Annotated in this window: 14 protein-coding genes and 3 tRNA genes; 9 read left to right on the top strand and 8 right to left on the bottom strand. The window is 57.2% G+C overall.

Going from position 1 to position 16,984, the window contains the following annotated elements; translation table 11 throughout:
* Positions 1-99: 99 nt before the first annotated feature.
* Both AC19YQ_RS21055 and colR read right to left on the bottom strand, forming a co-directional pair.
* Positions 100-1,380 carry a sensor histidine kinase gene (locus AC19YQ_RS21055; RefSeq protein WP_133075799.1) on the bottom strand — a complete coding sequence of 427 codons (1,281 nt, stop codon included), beginning with the start codon at positions 1,378-1,380 and terminating at the stop codon, positions 100-102.
* Positions 1,370-2,053, bottom strand: coding sequence for a two-component system response regulator ColR (gene colR / locus AC19YQ_RS21050; protein WP_019827811.1), 684 nt, complete (start codon positions 2,051-2,053; stop codon positions 1,370-1,372). The genes AC19YQ_RS21055 and colR overlap by 11 nt, the downstream gene beginning before the upstream one ends.
* A gap of 202 nt (positions 2,054-2,255) precedes the next feature.
* On the opposite strand from colR, the gene AC19YQ_RS21045 reads away from it, so the two are divergent.
* Positions 2,256-4,205, top strand: a complete 1,950-nt coding sequence (locus AC19YQ_RS21045) for an LTA synthase family protein (RefSeq protein ID WP_500595856.1) — start codon at positions 2,256-2,258, stop codon at positions 4,203-4,205.
* Positions 4,206-4,481: 276 nt separating this feature from the next.
* Here AC19YQ_RS21045 and groL read toward each other — a convergent pair whose 3' ends face one another.
* The 4 genes from groL to AC19YQ_RS21025 all read right to left on the bottom strand — a co-directional run bounded on the left by groL (position 4,482) and on the right by AC19YQ_RS21025 (position 7,977).
* On the bottom strand, positions 4,482-6,122 hold the full coding sequence (gene groL, locus AC19YQ_RS21040; protein WP_095038382.1) for a chaperonin GroEL: 1,641 nt from the start codon (positions 6,120-6,122) through the stop codon (positions 4,482-4,484).
* A 49-nt stretch (positions 6,123-6,171) separates the two neighbouring features.
* Positions 6,172-6,465 carry a co-chaperone GroES gene (locus AC19YQ_RS21035; protein WP_019827816.1) on the bottom strand — a complete coding sequence of 98 codons (294 nt, stop codon included), beginning with the start codon at positions 6,463-6,465 and terminating at the stop codon, positions 6,172-6,174.
* A 241-nt stretch (positions 6,466-6,706) separates the two neighbouring features.
* Positions 6,707-7,180 (bottom strand): FxsA family protein, encoded by a 474-nt coding sequence (locus tag AC19YQ_RS21030; protein WP_019827818.1) that lies wholly within the window; start codon positions 7,178-7,180, stop codon positions 6,707-6,709.
* A 71-nt stretch (positions 7,181-7,251) separates the two neighbouring features.
* Entirely contained in the window at positions 7,252-7,977 is a 726-nt protein-coding gene (locus AC19YQ_RS21025) for a HugZ family pyridoxamine 5'-phosphate oxidase (protein ID WP_500595855.1), read from the bottom strand.
* Between the two features lie 53 nt (positions 7,978-8,030).
* On the opposite strand from AC19YQ_RS21025, the gene AC19YQ_RS21020 reads away from it, so the two are divergent.
* Positions 8,031-8,789, top strand: coding sequence for an SDR family oxidoreductase (locus tag AC19YQ_RS21020; RefSeq protein WP_046808918.1), 759 nt, complete (start codon positions 8,031-8,033; stop codon positions 8,787-8,789).
* 67 nt (positions 8,790-8,856) lie between these two features.
* Here the strand turns inward: AC19YQ_RS21020 and AC19YQ_RS21015 are convergent, their stop codons facing one another.
* Positions 8,857-9,870 (bottom strand): DUF481 domain-containing protein, encoded by a 1,014-nt coding sequence (locus tag AC19YQ_RS21015; protein WP_339473737.1) that lies wholly within the window; start codon positions 9,868-9,870, stop codon positions 8,857-8,859.
* 151 nt (positions 9,871-10,021) lie between these two features.
* Here AC19YQ_RS21015 and AC19YQ_RS21010 point away from each other — a divergent pair, with 151 nt between their 5' ends.
* The 4 genes from AC19YQ_RS21010 (at position 10,022) to AC19YQ_RS20995 (ending at position 14,752) form a co-directional block, all read left to right on the top strand.
* Positions 10,022-10,375, top strand: a complete 354-nt coding sequence (locus tag AC19YQ_RS21010) for an MGMT family protein (RefSeq protein ID WP_500595854.1) — start codon at positions 10,022-10,024, stop codon at positions 10,373-10,375.
* Between the two features lie 42 nt (positions 10,376-10,417).
* Entirely contained in the window at positions 10,418-11,962 is a 1,545-nt protein-coding gene (locus AC19YQ_RS21005; protein WP_133075806.1) for an AmpG family muropeptide MFS transporter, read from the top strand.
* 103 nt (positions 11,963-12,065) lie between these two features.
* Positions 12,066-13,781: a proline--tRNA ligase gene (locus AC19YQ_RS21000; RefSeq protein ID WP_339473732.1), complete on the top strand. Its 1,716-nt coding sequence runs from the start codon at positions 12,066-12,068 to the stop codon at positions 13,779-13,781.
* A gap of 17 nt (positions 13,782-13,798) precedes the next feature.
* Complete coding sequence (locus tag AC19YQ_RS20995) at positions 13,799-14,752, top strand: hypothetical protein (protein ID WP_326398364.1); 954 nt, start codon at positions 13,799-13,801, stop codon at positions 14,750-14,752.
* A 118-nt stretch (positions 14,753-14,870) separates the two neighbouring features.
* Here the strand turns inward: AC19YQ_RS20995 and dinB are convergent, their stop codons facing one another.
* On the bottom strand, positions 14,871-15,932 hold the full coding sequence (dinB, locus tag AC19YQ_RS20990) for a DNA polymerase IV (RefSeq protein WP_339473729.1): 1,062 nt from the start codon (positions 15,930-15,932) through the stop codon (positions 14,871-14,873).
* 289 nt (positions 15,933-16,221) lie between these two features.
* On the opposite strand from dinB, the gene AC19YQ_RS20985 reads away from it, so the two are divergent.
* The 3 genes from AC19YQ_RS20985 to AC19YQ_RS20975 all read left to right on the top strand — a co-directional run bounded on the left by AC19YQ_RS20985 (position 16,222) and on the right by AC19YQ_RS20975 (position 16,841).
* Positions 16,222-16,298: transfer RNA gene (locus tag AC19YQ_RS20985), tRNA-Met, on the top strand.
* Between the two features lie 227 nt (positions 16,299-16,525).
* Positions 16,526-16,602, top strand: a tRNA-Met gene (locus tag AC19YQ_RS20980).
* Positions 16,603-16,764: 162 nt separating this feature from the next.
* Positions 16,765-16,841: transfer RNA gene (locus AC19YQ_RS20975), tRNA-Met, on the top strand.
* The last annotated feature ends 143 nt before the right edge of the window (positions 16,842-16,984 follow it).

Below are 16,984 nucleotides of genomic sequence, written 5' to 3'. Positions count from 1 at the left end.
TGTTGCAGGGTTTTACATCGCGCAAATACTGGCGCGGGGCCATATACGAATCAACCATGACGTAAAGCGGCCTGCAGAACGCAGGCCGCGGAAAGGACTTCAGGCGTCGGGCGGGCCGAGCTCGACGCGAAAACGGCAGCCGTTTGGCTCCATTGTGGTGAGGGTCACGCGCCAGCCCTGGCTATCGCAGATTCGCTGCACCAGCGACAACCCCAGACCCAGCCCTTCGCCACGTTTTTCACTGCCGCGCACAAAGGGTTGAAACATGGCCTGGCGTTTTTCTTCCGGAATCCCAACGCCGCTGTCTTCCACCACAAACCCGCTGGGCTCCAGGGTCAACCGGATAAACCCCTTATCGGTGTAGTGCAACGCATTGCGCAGCAAGTTGCCCATCACCGCGTGCAGGAAGGTCGCGTTATAGCGCGTATCCAGCGGATTGCCGGGTTCGTAAATCAATTCAAGGCCTTTTGCCTCGATGGGCTCTCGCCACAGGCTGATCAGGCCTTCGGCCACGGTGGTGAGCGTGACCGTGGGCGACATGCTGGCATCTTCATGTTGCGCACGGGCCAACATCAGGAAGGTCTGCACCAGTTCACGCATTTCTTCGCACGCACGGGATATGCGCTCGACCTGTGAGCGACTGCGCTGATCCAGTGACGGGCTTTCCAGCAGAAGTTCGCAGGAGCTGGCCAATACCATCAGCGGGGTGCGCAATTCGTGGCTTACGTCACTGGTAAACAGACGTTCGCGGGTCAGGGTGTCGCGCAGGCGACCCAGGGTAGCGTCGAACGCCACGGCCAGCTCGCCCACTTCATCGGCGGCATAGTCCGGGGCCAGGGGCGGGGCCAGCCCCAGCAGTTGATCTCGATGGCGAACCTGACGCGCCAGACGCACCACCGGCGCCATTACGCGACGTGCAAGCGTCCAGCCCAGGAAGACGGCCAATGCCAGGGCCAGGACAAAACCGACCACCACCACAGCAAACAGCACGCGCTCACGCTCTTCAAAATCGCTCTGGTCTTGCAGCAGGACATAACGCCGACCATCGACCACTTCAACCATCGCGTGATACGACAGCTGATCGCGAAATACCTCATGGAATCCCGGGTCCAGATGGCGCAGGTCCTTGGGCAAAGCAAAATCGCCACGCCCGCCACTGAAATAAAACAGCTGACTTGGTTTAGGCCTGTGGTTCCACTCTGCGCCGTTGTCCATCAGCAACAGGCGCTGCAAATCACCGCCCAGACCGGCCGATATGAGTTTTTCTTCGACCAGATGCACGGTGGCGATAATGCCCACCGCAAATGTCCCTGCCACCAGGGCGCTCATCAAGGCAAAGGCAATGATGATCCGCTGGGAAAGGCTTTGCTTAAACTCCATCGCGAAGCTCGGCGAGGCGGTAGCCCACACCATGCACGGTTTGCAACAGAGGCTTGTCGAAAGGCTTGTCGATCACCTGGCGCAATTGATGCACATGGCTGCGCAGGCTGTCGCTGTCTGGGCAGTCGTCGCCCCAAAGGGCCTCTTCCAGAACTTCGCGGCGCAGCACGTGAGGGCTTTTTTGCATCAATACCGCGAGCAGTTTGAGACCTACCGGGTTGAGCTTGAGCAAACGCCCTTCACGGGTCACTTCGAGGGTATCGAGATCGTAGCGCAGCTCCGCGACCTGCAACTCACGACGACCTCCGCCTTGGGCGCGACGCAATACCGCCTCGATCCGCGCCGCCAGTTCGGACAGGGCAAACGGCTTGAGCAGGTAGTCATCGGCACCGGACTTGAAGCCTTGCAGGCGATCGTCCAATTGGTCGCGGGCAGTCAGCATGATCACCGGCGTATCGCGACGAGCGTCTTCACGCAGGCGCTTGCACAGGGTATAGCCGTCGATACCCGGCAACATGATGTCGAGCACAATCAGGTCGTAGTGCTCAGTGGCCGCCAGGTGCAAACCTGACAAACCATCCTGGGCGCAGTCAACGGTATAGCCCTTGAGCCCCAGATAGTCCGCCAGGTTGGCGAGGATATCGCGGTTGTCTTCAACCAATAGAATTCGCATGGGTATTCTCTCCGTTCACAGTTACAGCCGTCTTGGCCCGCGCAGCTTAAGGCCAAGAACCGCGCAGGGCCAGCACCGCAGGGCGCACAGACAATTTAGTTGTCGCATCTGCAAAAATGACATTTTTTTTACTATCGGTTCACAAACTCAATACAGTGGCGCCCGCACACTCCCGCACCCTCGCGTTTAAGGAAAAACAACAATGCGTCTGCTGCACACTGCGCCAATGCGCTACCTCCTTCTGTTGACTGGCTGCTGGCTGGCGACTTTTCTAATTACCCGAGGCGTTCTGCTGGTCACCCACCTGGGAGAGGCTGGTAACAACTGGCTTCCGGTGTTTGGCATTGGCTTGCTTTATGACCTCGGCTTTCTGGCCTATGCCGCCCTGCCTCTGGGGCTGTACCTGCTGTTGTGCCCGCCCGGCCTGTGGCGTCGTCGAGGCCATCAGTGGTTTCTGCAAGGCCTGCTGACCGTCAGTCTGTTTGCCATATTGTTCACGGCCGTCGCCGAGTGGCTGTTTTGGGATGAGTTCGGCGTGCGCTTCAACTTTATCGCCGTGGACTATCTGGTCTATTCCGATGAAGTACTGAACAACGTACTGGAGTCCTACCCCATTGGCATACTGCTCAGTGCCATTGCCCTGACTGCCATTGTGTTAAGCCTTGTTCTGCGCAAACCGTTCAACGCGGCCATGAATGCTCCGCTGCCAACCTTTGGCTCTCGCATCGCTGCCTTCGCCAGCCTGTTGCTGGTAGCTGGCCTGAGCCTGCAACTGCTCGATCAGGACGGCCCACGGGGTCAGGGTGGCAATGCCTATCAGCATGAACTGGCAAGCAATGGCCCGTATCAGTTCTTCGCCGCGTTCCGTAACAACGAGCTGGATTACCAGCAGTTTTATGCCAGCTTGCCGACCGACGTGGTGGCCCAACAATTGCGCAAAGAGTTGACGGAGCCCAACGCTACGTTTGTTGGCCAGGACCCGCTGGATATCCGTCGCAATATCGACAATCCGGGCACTGCGCGTCAGCCCAACATTGTGCTGGTGACGATCGAAAGCTTCAGCGCCAAATACCTGGGCAGCAACGGCGATGGTCGCAACCTGACGCCAAATCTGGATCAACTGCGCAAAGAAAGCCTGTACTTCAATAACTTCTATGCCACCGGCACCCGTACCGACCGCGGCCTGGAAGCCATCACCCTGGCCATTCCGCCGACGCCGGGGCGCTCCATCGTCAAGCGCATCGGCCGTGAAAGCGGTTTTGCCAGCCTGGGCCAGCAGCTTAAAGGTGTGGGTTACGACAGCGTGTTCGTCTATGGCGGACGCGGTTACTTTGACAACATGAACGCCTTTTTCAGCGGCAACGGTTACCGCGTGGTTGACCAAAGCAGCGTGAATGAAGCCGATATCCACTTCAAGAACGCATGGGGCATGGCTGATGAAGACCTGTACCGCGAAACCCTGAAGCTGGCCGATGCAGACTATGCGCAACAAAAACCCTTTTTGCTGCAACTGATGACCACCTCGAACCATCGCCCCTACACCTACCCGGAAGGCCGGATCGACATCAAGTCGGGTAATGGTCGCGACGGCGCAGTGAAGTACACCGACTACGCCATCGGCCAATTCCTGGACGCAGCGCGCAAAAAACCCTGGTTCGATAACACGATCTTTGTGTTCGTGGCCGATCACACGGCAGGCAGTGCGGGCAAGGAAGACTTGCCGATCACCAACTATCAGATCCCGCTGTTTATCTATGCGCCCAAACTGATCGAAGCGCGGGAAAACGCGCAACTGGCCAGCCAGATCGATCTTGCCCCAACCTTGCTCGGCTTGCTGAACCTGGACTACCAGTCGACTTTCTTCGGTCGCAACCTGCTCCAGGACAATCCGTTGCCACCACGGGTGGTAGTGGGCAACTACCAGCACCTGGGTTTGTTTGACGGTAAAGACCTGGCCATTCTCAGCCCGCGTCAGGGCCTGCGTCGTCACGACGAAGCGTTGACCACCAGTGTTGAGTCCCGCGTACCGGCGACCGATCCGTTGATTGAACGGGCGATTGCCTACTACCAGGGCGCCAGCCACGGCTATAAACAGCAATTGTTGGGCTGGAAGCCAACGCAGGGAACCCCGGTGCAGCTTTCCCAGCGGTAAACCATCGCTTTTGCGGGAGCGGGCTTGGGGCGACGCGAAATGTCAGTCAACCTGCGGCTGATACCATCGCAGGCAAGCCAGCTCCCACTGGTTTTGGGGTAAACCCAAGACCGGATGCTTACAGGGTCTGAAGTGGGAGCGGGCTTGCTCGCGATGGCGAACGACGCACAGTGTCAGACGTGTACTTTTCTCAATACTTGCCAGATAACGACCAGCCACAAAAAAGCCCCGCCTGATGACTCAGGCGGGGCTTTTGCGTATCGGGGTAAGGCTGGCTTACATCATGCCGCCCATACCACCCATGCCGCCCATGTCTGGCATGCCGCCAGCTGGTTTGTCTTCCTGGATCTCAGCGATCATCGCCTCAGTGGTGATCATCAGGCTGGCAATCGACGAAGCCGCTTGCAGAGCCGAACGAGTCACTTTAGCCGGGTCAAGGATACCCATTTCGATCATGTCGCCGTATTCGCCAGTGGCTGCGTTGTAACCGTAGTTACCCGAACCCTGCTTAACTTTGTCGACAACTACGCTTGGCTCGTCACCGGAGTTGGCAACGATCTGGCGCAGAGGTGCTTCAACAGCACGACGCAGCAATGCGATACCAACGTTCTGATCAGCGTTGTCGCCTTTCAGATCAGCGATTGCCTGCAGAGCGCGAACCAGTGCCACGCCACCGCCAGGTACCACGCCTTCTTCAACGGCTGCACGGGTTGCGTGCAGGGCGTCTTCAACGCGGGCTTTCTTCTCTTTCATTTCTACTTCAGAGCCAGCGCCAACCTTGATCACTGCTACGCCGCCAGACAGCTTGGCCAGACGCTCTTGCAGTTTTTCACGGTCGTAGTCCGAAGTGGTATCAGCCACTTGAGCACGGATCTGAGTCACACGAGCCTGGATGTCAGCTTCAACGCCAGCACCGTCAATAACGGTGGTGTTTTCTTTGGTTACGGTAACGCGCTTGGCATTACCCAGGTGTTCCAGGGTAGCGCTTTCCAGGCTCAGACCGATCTCTTCGGAGATAACGGTACCGCCAGTCAGAACAGCGATGTCCTGCAGCATTGCCTTGCGACGATCACCAAAGCCAGGTGCTTTAACAGCAACGACTTTCACGATACCGCGCATGTTGTTCACAACCAGAGTCGCCAGGGCTTCGCCTTCAACGTCTTCGGATACGATCAGCAGTGGGCGACCGGCTTTGGCAACAGCTTCCAGAACTGGCAGCAGTTCACGGATGTTGGAGATCTTTTTGTCGACCAGAAGGATCAGCGGACCGTCGAGCTCGGCAGTCATGGTTTCTGGTTTGTTGACGAAGTACGGGGACAGGTAGCCACGGTCAAACTGCATGCCTTCAACAACAGACAGTTCGTTTTCCAGGCCCGAGCCTTCTTCAACAGTGATCACGCCTTCTTTACCGACTTTTTCCATGGCTTCGGCAATGATGTCGCCGATGGAGCTGTCGGAGTTGGCAGAGATGGTACCTACCTGAGCGATCGCCTTGCTGTCAGCGCATGGCTTGGCCAGGGATTTCAGCTCTTTGACAATGGCGATGGTCGCTTTGTCGATACCGCGCTTCAGGTCCATCGGGTTCATGCCGGCAGCGACGGCTTTCAGGCCTTCGTTGACGATCGATTGAGCCAGAACGGTTGCAGTGGTAGTACCGTCACCAGCGTCATCGTTGGCACGGGAGGCAACGTCTTTAACCAGCTGCGCGCCCATGTTTTCGAAGCGATCTTTCAGCTCGATTTCTTTGGCAACGGAAACGCCGTCTTTGGTGATGGTCGGAGCGCCGAAGCTCTTCTCGATGATCACGTTACGGCCTTTAGGGCCCAGGGTCGCTTTTACTGCGTCAGCCAGGACGTTTACACCGGCCAGCATTTTTTTACGGGCGGAGTCGCCGAATTTAACTTCTTTAGCAGCCATGTTCGTTCTTCCTTAAATACTTTGTAGTAACGGGAAAAGGAGCGGGAGATCAGCCTTCGATTACAGCGAGAATCTCGTTCTCAGCCATAACCAGCAGGTCTTCGCCGTCGACTTTCACAGTGTTGCTGCCGGAGTAAGGGCCGAACACAACCTTGTCACCCACTTTCACGGCCAGCGCACGTACTTCACCGTTGTCCAGAACGCGGCCAGTACCGACAGCGAGGATTTCACCGCTGTTGGCTTTTTCGGCAGCAGAACCCGGCAGAACGATACCGCCAGCGGTTTTCTTTTCTTCTTCGCTGCGACGGATTACGACGCGGTCATGCAGAGGACGAAGCTTCATTGTCGATCTCTCCTAATTGTGGTGTTCATCGGCCGGTGTCAATACCGGCGGGGTTTGCAAATCCGGAAATGCCGGGTGCTATTCGCTGAAGGGATGTGCTGTTGCCAGTAAAACCCTGCGGTGTCCGTTACATAAGGGCGCATCCACTTATTACAAGGGCACGCCCATGAAATTTTTAACCTTGTGCCTGACCGAAAAACAAACACGGCACCCAAGGTGCCGTGTTGATAACGCCAAAGCCTTATTTGTCGCGGTGCTCGAACTCGCCTTCGATCACATTGGGCTCACGCCCCAAAGGCTGCTGGGATCGAGGGCGAGCTGCCGCCTCGAAGTCATCAGCAAACGCACGCTGGCGAATGGCTTGTTCTTCTGCACGCTTGCGCAGACGGTTGACCAGGAAACGACGAACCGGCGGGAACAGCAACAACAGACCGGCTGCATCGCTGATAAAGCCTGGCAGCACCAGAAGGCCGCCACCCAGGGCCAGCATCAGGCCTTCAAGCATTTGCTGGGCAGGCAGTTCGCCGCGATTGAGGCTTTCGCGCGCTCTGAGCGCAGTGGCCAGACCTGCAACGCGAACCACCAGAACACCCAGCATGGAGCCGGCAATGATCAGCAGCAACGCAGGGAAAAACCCGATAGCGGTGCTGACCTTGAAAAAGACGTACAGCTCTAGCACTGGAAATAACAGAAAGAGCAATAGAAAAGCGCGCATCAAATGATTCCTCTCCGGAAGAATATCTTCCAACCAAACCTAGATGACGGCGCGCCTGTGAAAATTCAAGGTCAGGTCGTCTGTTTTTTCGGCCATTCACTTGCACGCGCCAATAAAACCAACGCTTCGCGCACCTGTGTCGAAGTATTGCAAGGCTCGGGAAAGCCCAACCAATGCAGGCCTTCACCGATACGCAAATGCATGCCTTCGCTGTCGATACCCACCAGCGTAGCTGGCGTTGTTAGCGGTAGACCGGTCAATTTGACGTAATGCTCGATGGCGTTGGCGTGGTCGGCGTTCATGTGCTCCACCATGCGCACCTCGACCTGCCCGGCAAAGGGGTTGGCCAGCGTGACTTGATCCAGCCAGTGAATCGCCCCGAAACCACCTATATAACGGTGCCTGACCGGGTTAAGCACCCAAAAGTCGAAATCATGGGCCGTGTCATAGCCCCTGGCCTCGGGGAAATAGCGGTAGTAGCGCTCAGCTGCGGCGGCAATCGCTGCAGCCTCGGTCAACTGCTCGGCTTCGGCCAGGGACGTCAGGCGCCCAACGGCCTGGACATCTTCAGCCCCCCGCTCGCCTACCATCAGCGAGCACTTGGGGTCCTTGCGCAGGTTATGGGTGTGCTGGGCAATACGGCTGATCAAAATCAGCGGGCGCCCCTGCTCATCCAGGCAATAAGGCACCACGGAACCAAAGGGAAAACCCGGCATGGCCTTGGACTGGGTCGACAGGGCGCCGCGGTATTCCTTGAGCAGTAATTCTCGGGCATGCTTGGCAGCTTCAACGCTCAACTTATGACTCCTTAATAAAAAATCCGTCGATAACGGTCGAGATCAGGGCACCCATGCAACTAAAAGACAAAGTAATCATTATCACTGGCGGCTGCCAAGGGCTGGGCCGTGCAATGGCTGAGTATCTGGCTGCCAAGGGCGCAAGGCTGGCACTGGTCGACCTCAATCCGGAAAAGCTCGAATTGGCGGTCGCGGCTTGTCAGGCACACGGTGTAGAGGCCCGCGCTTACCTGTGTAACGTCGCCGATGAAGAACAGGTTACGCAAACTGTTGCCCAGATTGCAGAAGATTTTGGCGCGATCAATGGTCTTGTAAACAACGCCGGCATTTTGCGCGACGGACTGCTGCTCAAGGTCAAGGACGGGGTGATGACCAAGATGAGCCTCGCGCAATGGCAGGCGGTGATCGACGTCAACCTGACGGGCGTTTTCCTGTGCACCCGTGAGGTCGCGGCAAAAATGATCGAGCTCAACAGTCAGGGCGCGATTATCAACATTTCGTCGATCTCGCGCGCCGGTAACGTAGGCCAGACCAACTACTCGGCAGCCAAGGCCGGAGTTGCCGCAGCCACCGTGACCTGGGCCAAAGAGCTGTCACGCTACGGCATTCGGGTGGCCGGGATTGCCCCAGGCTTTATCGAAACCGAAATGACCCTGGGCATGAAACCCGAAGCCCTCGAAAAGATGACTTCCGGCATCCCGTTGAAGCGCATGGGCAAGGTTGAAGAAATCGCCCATTCCGCGGCCTACATTTTTGAAAACGACTACTACACCGGGCGGATTCTGGAGCTTGATGGCGGCTTGCGGATCTAGAGCAACCTGTAGCCGCTGCCGAAGGAACGAGGCTGCGTTCCTTCGGCAGCTGCAACGGTGGGAGCTATTACCAGGTCACGCCAAACCCCATGGTGTAGCGAGTCTTGTTGAGGGAGTTATCAGAGCCGCTTGAACCACCAATAAGGTCTTTCTCGGCCTTGAGATTGAGCGATGCCCACTCGGTCACCTTGTAACGCAAGCCTATTTCGGAATCGAGGCTGTAGTCCGACGTACTCTCCAGCGACTTGCCCAACTCACCATTGGTGAAGATCGACACTGTCTTGCCCAGCAAGTAGCGGTTGTAATCCCACTTCATGGCCAACGAGTAGAAGTTATCTTTTTTGCCGTCAGAATATTCATAGTCCGTGCGGTTGATCAGCGACCCCAGGGAGAACGCACCCAGTTCGTCATCCCAGAACTGATAGCCCGGACCAGTACCGATCGTGCGCTGGCGTGAAACGTCTTCGACCCGGTCACGGTTATAAGTCAGACGACCTTGCCAGTACCACTTTTCATCAATGAAGTGGTCAAGCGCGTATTCGGCAGTCCAGTTGTCCGTCGTGACAACATCGTTCTGAAACTCGCGGTTGTATTCGCCTTCTGCATGATGGCGCCAGGCACCGTGACGAGCAGTGGTCTTGAAGTCGATGTCGTAATCGTCGGTATCCTTGTCGGCCCGCTTGTAGTCCAGCGCCACATCGACATTGCCTTTCCAGACCAGGTCTTCAATCACCGGCTTGGGCTTGAGGATTTGCTGAATACTGGCCAGCTCTACGGTTTTCGGCGCTTCGCCATTGGCCAGGGTTACGCGGCCATCTTCGGCTGCCTGCAACGACTTGGCTTTCTCTCCGGTGTAGGCATCCTGCTTGACCAGCAGTTCCTGATCACTTTCAAGGGTTTTGACCTGTTTCCAGTCAATGGGCACGGCACCCGCGTATTCGGTCTGGATCAGCAACTTGCCACCGTCGAATACTTTGATCTTGCCGGTCAGACGGTCGCCATTTTTCAACCACACCGTATCGGCAAGCACGGGCGCAGTAAGGCTCAGGACAGCAAGGCATAACAGGGTTCTGGACAGCATAAGCAAATGCGAAACTCAGGAGTGCGAAAGAATGCCGGCATTATCCCCATGGACACGCCCTTGAGAAAGAAAGACCGGCTCATTGTGCTGGAGTTCCTTCTATAGTTGAGTTAACAGCGCAAGCCCCCATTCCGCCTACCAGAAGCCCGCCGTGAGCACACTCATCGACACCCCTCAAAGCCCCGCCGAAATTCGCCGTACAGCACTGTATTCAACCTTGATGATGGTGCCCGCAGGTTATGTGGTGTCCTACGGCCAGCTTGCCGAACTGGCTGGTCTGGGTCGAGCTGCACGGTGGGTTGGGCGAACGCTCAGCCAACTCCCTGAAGGCACGCGCCTGCCCTGGCATCGGGTTCTTGCCGCTGGTGGCCGTATCAGTTTGCCAGTAGGTAGCCCGTCCGGTGATGAACAGCGTGCGCGTTTGCGCGCCGAGGGCCTGAGCATCATGAATAATCGCGTGGATATGCAACGTCATGGCTGGCGCCCGATAGAGCACTGCGGTTAGAGTGCGCCCTTTGTTTCCGCAACCAGAGGCAGACTCCAGTCCATGCCCCGTAAAACCTGGCGCGAAGCGCTAGCTGCCTATTCCAGCCCCTCAACCCTTGTGCTGTTACTGCTCGGTTTTGCCGCCGGTTTACCGTACATGCTGGTTTTTTCAACGCTCTCCGTGTGGCTGCGCGAAGCCGGTGTGGCCCGTGAAACCATTGGCTATGCCAGCCTGATCGGCCTGGCTTACGCCTTTAAATGGGTGTGGTCCCCGCTGCTGGACCAATGGCGTTTACCGCTGCTCGGAAAACTTGGCAGGCGTCGTTCATGGCTGGTGCTGTCGCAGTCGCTGGTGATCCTGGGCCTGATCGGCATGGGTTTTTGCGACCCGCAAAAACACCTTTCCTGGCTGATTGCCATCGCGGTTGTCGTGTCCTTCGCCTCGGCGACCCAGGACATCGCCGTGGATGCCTACCGCCTGGAAATCGCAGAAGACAATCGTCAGGCCGCGCTCGCTGCCAGTTATATGTCCGGCTATCGCGTGGCAGCCCTGCTGGCCACCGCAGGCGCCCTGTTCTTTGCCGAGGGCTTCGGCTCGACGGGCTTTAACTACAAACATTCGGCCTGGACCGGTACTTATGTGCTGTTCGGCCTGCTCATGGTGCCAGCGCTGCTCACCACCCTGTTCATGCGCGAGCCCCCGGTACCGCTGCGCACCCAACTGTCGGCCGGGCGCTACAGTTTTGGTCATCAGCTGGCGTCTGTATTCGTACTGATCGTCTTGCTTGTTTCAGTACCGGCGATGTTCACGCAGCTCTACAACACCGATTTTGCAGGCGTCCTGTTCGAGGGCGTCAGCCCGATGACACTGGTGCTTGAAGACAGGGCATTTCTGCGCGCCATCCTGTACACGCTACTCACGGTGTTGTGCCTCTCGACCTTTGGACGACGCGGGCTAGCGCCAGTCCTGACACCGGTTAATGATTTTATCCTGCGTTATCGCTGGCAAGCCCTTCTGCTGCTGGGCCTGATTGCCACTTACCGCATGTCTGACACGGTCATGGGCGTGATGGCCAACGTGTTCTATATCGACCAAGGGTTCACCAAGGATCAGATCGCCGGGGTCAGCAAGATTTTCGGCTTGATCATGACCCTCGTTGGCGCTGGTATGGGCGGCTTGCTTATCGTGCGCTTCGGCATTTTGCCGATCCTGCTGATTGGCGGGGCGGCCTCAGCAAGCACCAACCTGCTATTTATGTTGCTGGCAGACATGGGCCCGAACCTGGACATGCTGATCGTCACTATCTCTCTCGACAACTTCAGCTCCGGCCTCGCCACGTCTGCGTTCGTCGCCTACCTGTCCAGCCTGACCAACCTCAAGTTTTCAGCCACCCAGTACGCCCTGCTCAGCTCCATCATGCTGCTGCTGCCTCGCCTGATGGGCGGCTATTCAGGGGTTCTGGTGGAGAAGTTCGGCTATCACAACTTCTTTATCATCACGGCACTGATGGGCATCCCTACCTTGCTGCTGATCAGCCTGCACTGGTTTCAGGAAAGCCGTCGGGCCCGCCAGAAGCCCGCTGTAGACCTCGAAAAACAGCCATAAATCTGCGGGGGGAGCACTCTCCCCCGCCCGCGCTGTACGCAAACTGATCTCGCCCGTACAATGCGAGGTCATTTCTAGTCATCAGCAACGGCAACGACTAACCATGCGCACCAGCCAATATCTGCTCGCCACACAGAAAGAAACGCCTTCCGATGCGGTCGTTATCAGCCACCAGCTGATGCTGCGCGCCGGCATGATTCGCAAACTTGCTTCCGGCCTGTACACCTGGCTGCCCATGGGCCTGCGGATCATGCGCAAGGCCGAAGCCATTGTTCGCGAAGAAATGAACGCTGCAGGTGCTCTTGAAGTGCTGATGCCGAGCATCCAGCCAGCTGAGCTGTGGCAGGAATCCGGTCGCTGGGAAGAATACGGCGCCGAACTGCTGCGCCTGAAAGATCGCCACGGTCGCGAGTTCTGCGTAGGCCCGACCCACGAAGAAGTCATCACCGACCTGTGCCGCAACGAGCTCAACAGCTACAAGCAGTTGCCGATCAATCTGTACCAGATCCAGACCAAATTCCGTGACGAAACCCGCCCGCGCTTCGGCTTGATGCGCGGCCGCGAGTTCATCATGAAGGACGCCTACTCCTTCCACGTCGACAACGCTTCGCTGCAGGTCACTTATGACCGCATGCACCAGGCCTACTGCAATGTATTCACCCGCCTGGGCCTGAACTTCCGTCCGGTTGAAGCGGACAACGGCTCCATCGGCGGCGCCGGTTCCCACGAGTTCCACGTTCTGGCCGAGTCTGGCGAAGACGACATCGTGTTCAGCAATGGTTCCGACTACGCGGCCAACATCGAAAAAGCCGAAGCCGTTCCAGCCGAAACCTCGCGCCCTGCTGCCACCCAGGAGCTGCGCCTGGTCGACACGCCAGATGCCAAGACCATCGCCCAACTGGTCGAAGGCTATGATCTGGCCATCGAAAAAACCGTCAAGACCCTGATCGTTCACGCCGCCGAAGAAGGCAAGCTGATCGCTCTGGTTATTCGCGGTGATCACGAACTTAACGAAATCAAGGCTGGCAACCACCCGCTGGTAGCAAGCCCGCTGGTCATGGCTTCGGACGCAGAACTACGTGACGCCATCGGCGCCGGTGCAGGCTCCCTGGGCCCGCTGAACCTGCCGCTGCCGTGCATCATTGACCGTTCGGTCGAATTGATGAGCGACTTCGGCGTGGGCGCCAACATCGATGACAAGCACTACTTCGGCGTGAACTGGGAACGCGACCTGCCGGTTCCGACCGTTGCCGACCTGCGCAACGTGGTCGCTGGCGACCCGAGCCCGGATGGCAAGGGCACGCTGGAAATCAAGCGCGGCATCGAAGTGGGTCACATCTTCCAGCTGGGCACCAAGTACAGCGAAGCGATGAAGTGCCAGGTGCTGGGCGAAAACGGCAAGCCGGTAACCCTAGCAATGGGTTGCTACGGCATCGGTGTTTCCCGCGTCGTGGCAGCAGCCATCGAGCAGAACAACGACGAACGCGGCATTATCTGGAGCGATGCCCTGGCACCTTTCCAGGTCGCACTGGTTCCACTGCGCTACGAGACCGAAGCCGTACGCGAAGCCACCGACACGCTCTACGCCGAACTGACGGCCGCAGGCTTTGAAGTGCTACTGGACGACCGCGACAAGAAAACCAGCCCGGGCATCAAGTTCGCCGACATGGAACTGATCGGCATCCCTCACCGGATCGTGGTCAGTGACCGTGGCCTTGCTGAAGGCAATCTGGAATACAAGAGCCGCACCGAAGCAGAGCCTCAAGCCCTGCCCGTTGCTGATGTGCTTGCCTTCCTTCAAGCCCGTATCGCTCGCTGAAACCAGATAGAGGCGTCATGTTCAAGCGAAGTACCTTAACCCTCGCAGGTGCCGCCATGTGCGGCACCTTGCTGCTGAGCGGCTGTGCCAATCACATGTCGCAACGCAGTGAGCACGAGGAGCGAATCGAGCGAAAGCTGCTCGCCCACAGCCTCCTGATCGATGTTGGCTCGCCAGCAGTGCTTGAGCTGCCGCAACGCCGCGTGCGCATCAATGAACAAAAGACCTTTGAGGTCACCGAGTTCGATGTCACGCGCCATTACGACCGCTACACCCCTTACCAGCCCTGGCGCGAAGTCTATGAGATTCCGCTGGGGGCGGTGGCTATCGTCGCAGGGGTGGGTGCCAATGTGCTTAACGTGTTCATGTTCGGGCAACTTCCTGACAGCGTGACCAAAGACTGGATCAACTACGGCTTTGCGGGCATCAACCCTGCGATGAACGTGCAGTCCCACGGTCGCGCCGAACAGAACCTGGCCGGTATTGATGATGTTCAGCGCGACAAGCGCCTGGAGTATTCAAGCTTGCCCTGGTCGGAACGCCCGGTTGTGGTCAAGGCCGGCAAGCAGACTCATGAGCTGACGACTGATCGCAACGGTGTATTGCGCCTCAACCTGCTGGACAGCCCTTTTGCCGAGCAAGACCTCAATCACATCGGCAAGCTGACCATCATGGTTGAAGACGCTCAGGACGAGACCCACTCGAACTCAACCCTGTCGATCAGCAGCAACCTGCGTGGCAAGCTGCTTGAAGCGCACAACCTGATCTACGACGACCTGGAGGGCGACGACGTCAACCAATGGGTACATCGGGTCAAGCGCTTGTCGGAACTGGGACTGGAAGAAGAAGCCAGCGAGCTGGAACAAAGCCTGATCGAACTCACACGCAACGATCCCGAGCTACAACGTGAGTTCCTTCATTCTCTGACCAAGGATGCCGGTCGGCTGGTAGCGGATCCGGGCGTCAGCTGACACATGCCCTTGTAGTCGCTGCCGCAGGCTGCGAAAAGGGCCGCAGGCTCTTCGTGTTTTGGGGCTGCTTCGCACCCCATCGCAGCCTCGTACCTCGTCAGCGACTACAGTTATTTGCCTACCCCTTGAACAGCTCCAGCTGCTCAAACCCGCTGTTCAAATCCTGCAAACGCACACCAAGCCCGAGCAATCGAACGGGCTTGGCGCCGCGTGCAAACGCCTGGCTCAACAACCCCTCATAACTCTCAAGGTCACGCCCGGCACCGGACTGCTCCAGTGTGGTCTGGGTAAAATCGTGGAATTTGACTTTGACGAACGGCTTGCCTGGACGATAACTGCTGTCTATACGCGCAATGCGGCGAGTCAGCGTCTCCAGCAACTCCGGTAGTTTTTCCAGGCAACTGGCCAGATCCGGCAAATCGGTATCGTAGGTATTTTCCACGCTTACAGACTGACGTCGACTGTCGCTCTGCACCAGACGGTCATCAATCCCCCGCGACAACCCCCACAATCGCTCACCGAAACTGCCGAACTCACGCACAAGCGCCAATTTGCTCCAGTCACGCAACTGCAGGCAGGTCTCAATCCCCAACCGCCCCAGCTTGTCCGCCGTGACCTTGCCCACGCCATGCAACTTGTTGACTGGCAACGCCGACACGAAATCTTCAACCTGATCCGGAGTAATGACGAACAGCCCATTGGGCTTCTTCCAGTCGCTGGCAATTTTGGCCAGAAACTTGTTCGGTGCTACACCCGCCGAGACGGTGATGTGCAGTTGATTGGAGACCCTGCGCCGAATTTCCTGGGCAATGCGCGTGGCACTGCCCGAAAAATGCGGGCTATCAGACACATCCAGGTAAGCCTCATCCAAGGACAGCGGCTCTATCAAGTCGGTGTAATCGCGCAAGATGCCGTGGATTTCTTTCGACGCTTCTTTATAGGCATCCATCCTGCCGTTAACGATGATCAGATCCGGGCACAGCTTGAGTGCATGCCGGGACGCCATCGCCGAGCGCACACCATAAGCCCGCGCCTCGTAGTTACAGGTCGAGATCACACCTCGACGGTCGGCCGAGCCCCCGACTGCCATCGGTTTGTTTGCCAGGCTCGGGTCATCGCGCATCTCAATAGCGGCATAGAAACAGTCACAGTCGACGTGGATGATTTTGCGCTGCGTCATGTAAGGCGGCGTTCTTCAGGGGAGTAGGCAATGCGGATTGCCAGTATGTCACCACCCACTGTATATAGCACCAGTGGTCTCGACTCTCCCCGACAGACGTGGGAAATATCGCCATTAAATTTGTTTTTTCAATCGAATCTTGCCCGTCAATAGAGCTACACCCCATATGGAACATGGCCTCCAGGCCTTTTTATAACCAGCTTTTCTATTTAACCAATTGACGCACAACGAATTTTTCTAAATTAAGGTTTGACAGCCCAGCGGATCGCTGTAGAATCCACCCCACAGACGCGGGATGGAGCAGTCTGGTAGCTCGTCGGGCTCATAACCCGAAGGTCGTCGGTTCAAATCCGGCTCCCGCAACCAAACATCGAAAAAGGCTACTCGAAAGAGTGGCCTTTTTTGTGCGCGTCTGTTTTGTAGCTCGCCTGACTTGCGACGGCTTCGCCGCCGAACGCAGCCTTCGTTCCTCGCCAGCTGCTACAGACCGAACTGCCCCCAACCCAAAAACAGGCCTGTTTTGATCTTATTCAGGTCATTTATGCATTAAAGGTTGACTCCCCCACTCATCACTGTAGAGTGCGCCCCACAGACGCGGGATGGAGCAGTCTGGTAGCTCGTCGGGCTCATAACCCGAAGGTCGTCGGTTCAAATCCGGCTCCCGCAACCAAACATTAAAAGGCTACTCGAAAGAGTGGCCTTTTTTGTGCCCGGGTGTTTTACCCGCCTTCTGCACGTCACGAGCCGGAGGAATTAAAACCGGGTATTTCAACCGCTTACGACATTTAAGGTTGACACCCGCACGATCCTCTGTAGAATGCGCCCACACAGACGCGGGATGGAGCAGTCTGGTAGCTCGTCGGGCTCATAACCCGAAGGTCGTCGGTTCAAATCCGGCTCCCGCAACCAAACATCAAAAAAGGCTACTCGAAAGAGTGGCCTTTTTTGTGCGCGCTCGAAAAGTATGGGGAAAACGGTTATTGACGCTCAACGTCATATTCCTGAAAGTCCCGTCGTCTATGCTGTCTGGCAATAATTACCCTTTTTGTACA

This window comes from Pseudomonas sp. MF06569 (genome assembly GCF_059862735.1).
This window is presented reverse-complemented; position numbering and strand designations above follow the sequence as displayed.

Coding starts and splice junctions, on each gene's coding strand:
- AC19YQ_RS21055 (WP_133075799.1), bottom strand. CDS start 1,380: ATGGAGTTTAAGCAAAGCCTTTCCCAGCGGATCATCATTGCCTTTGCC.
- colR (WP_019827811.1), bottom strand. CDS start 2,053: ATGCGAATTCTATTGGTTGAAGACAACCGCGATATCCTCGCCAACCTG.
- AC19YQ_RS21045 (WP_500595856.1), top strand. CDS start 2,256: ATGCGTCTGCTGCACACTGCGCCAATGCGCTACCTCCTTCTGTTGACT.
- groL (WP_095038382.1), bottom strand. CDS start 6,122: ATGGCTGCTAAAGAAGTTAAATTCGGCGACTCCGCCCGTAAAAAAATG.
- AC19YQ_RS21035 (WP_019827816.1), bottom strand. CDS start 6,465: ATGAAGCTTCGTCCTCTGCATGACCGCGTCGTAATCCGTCGCAGCGAA.
- AC19YQ_RS21030 (WP_019827818.1), bottom strand. CDS start 7,180: ATGCGCGCTTTTCTATTGCTCTTTCTGTTATTTCCAGTGCTAGAGCTG.
- AC19YQ_RS21020 (WP_046808918.1), top strand. CDS start 8,031: ATGCAACTAAAAGACAAAGTAATCATTATCACTGGCGGCTGCCAAGGG.
- AC19YQ_RS21015 (WP_339473737.1), bottom strand. CDS start 9,870: ATGCTGTCCAGAACCCTGTTATGCCTTGCTGTCCTGAGCCTTACTGCG.
- AC19YQ_RS21005 (WP_133075806.1), top strand. CDS start 10,418: ATGCCCCGTAAAACCTGGCGCGAAGCGCTAGCTGCCTATTCCAGCCCC.
- AC19YQ_RS21000 (WP_339473732.1), top strand. CDS start 12,066: ATGCGCACCAGCCAATATCTGCTCGCCACACAGAAAGAAACGCCTTCC.
- AC19YQ_RS20995 (WP_326398364.1), top strand. CDS start 13,799: ATGTTCAAGCGAAGTACCTTAACCCTCGCAGGTGCCGCCATGTGCGGC.
- dinB (WP_339473729.1), bottom strand. CDS start 15,932: ATGACGCAGCGCAAAATCATCCACGTCGACTGTGACTGTTTCTATGCC.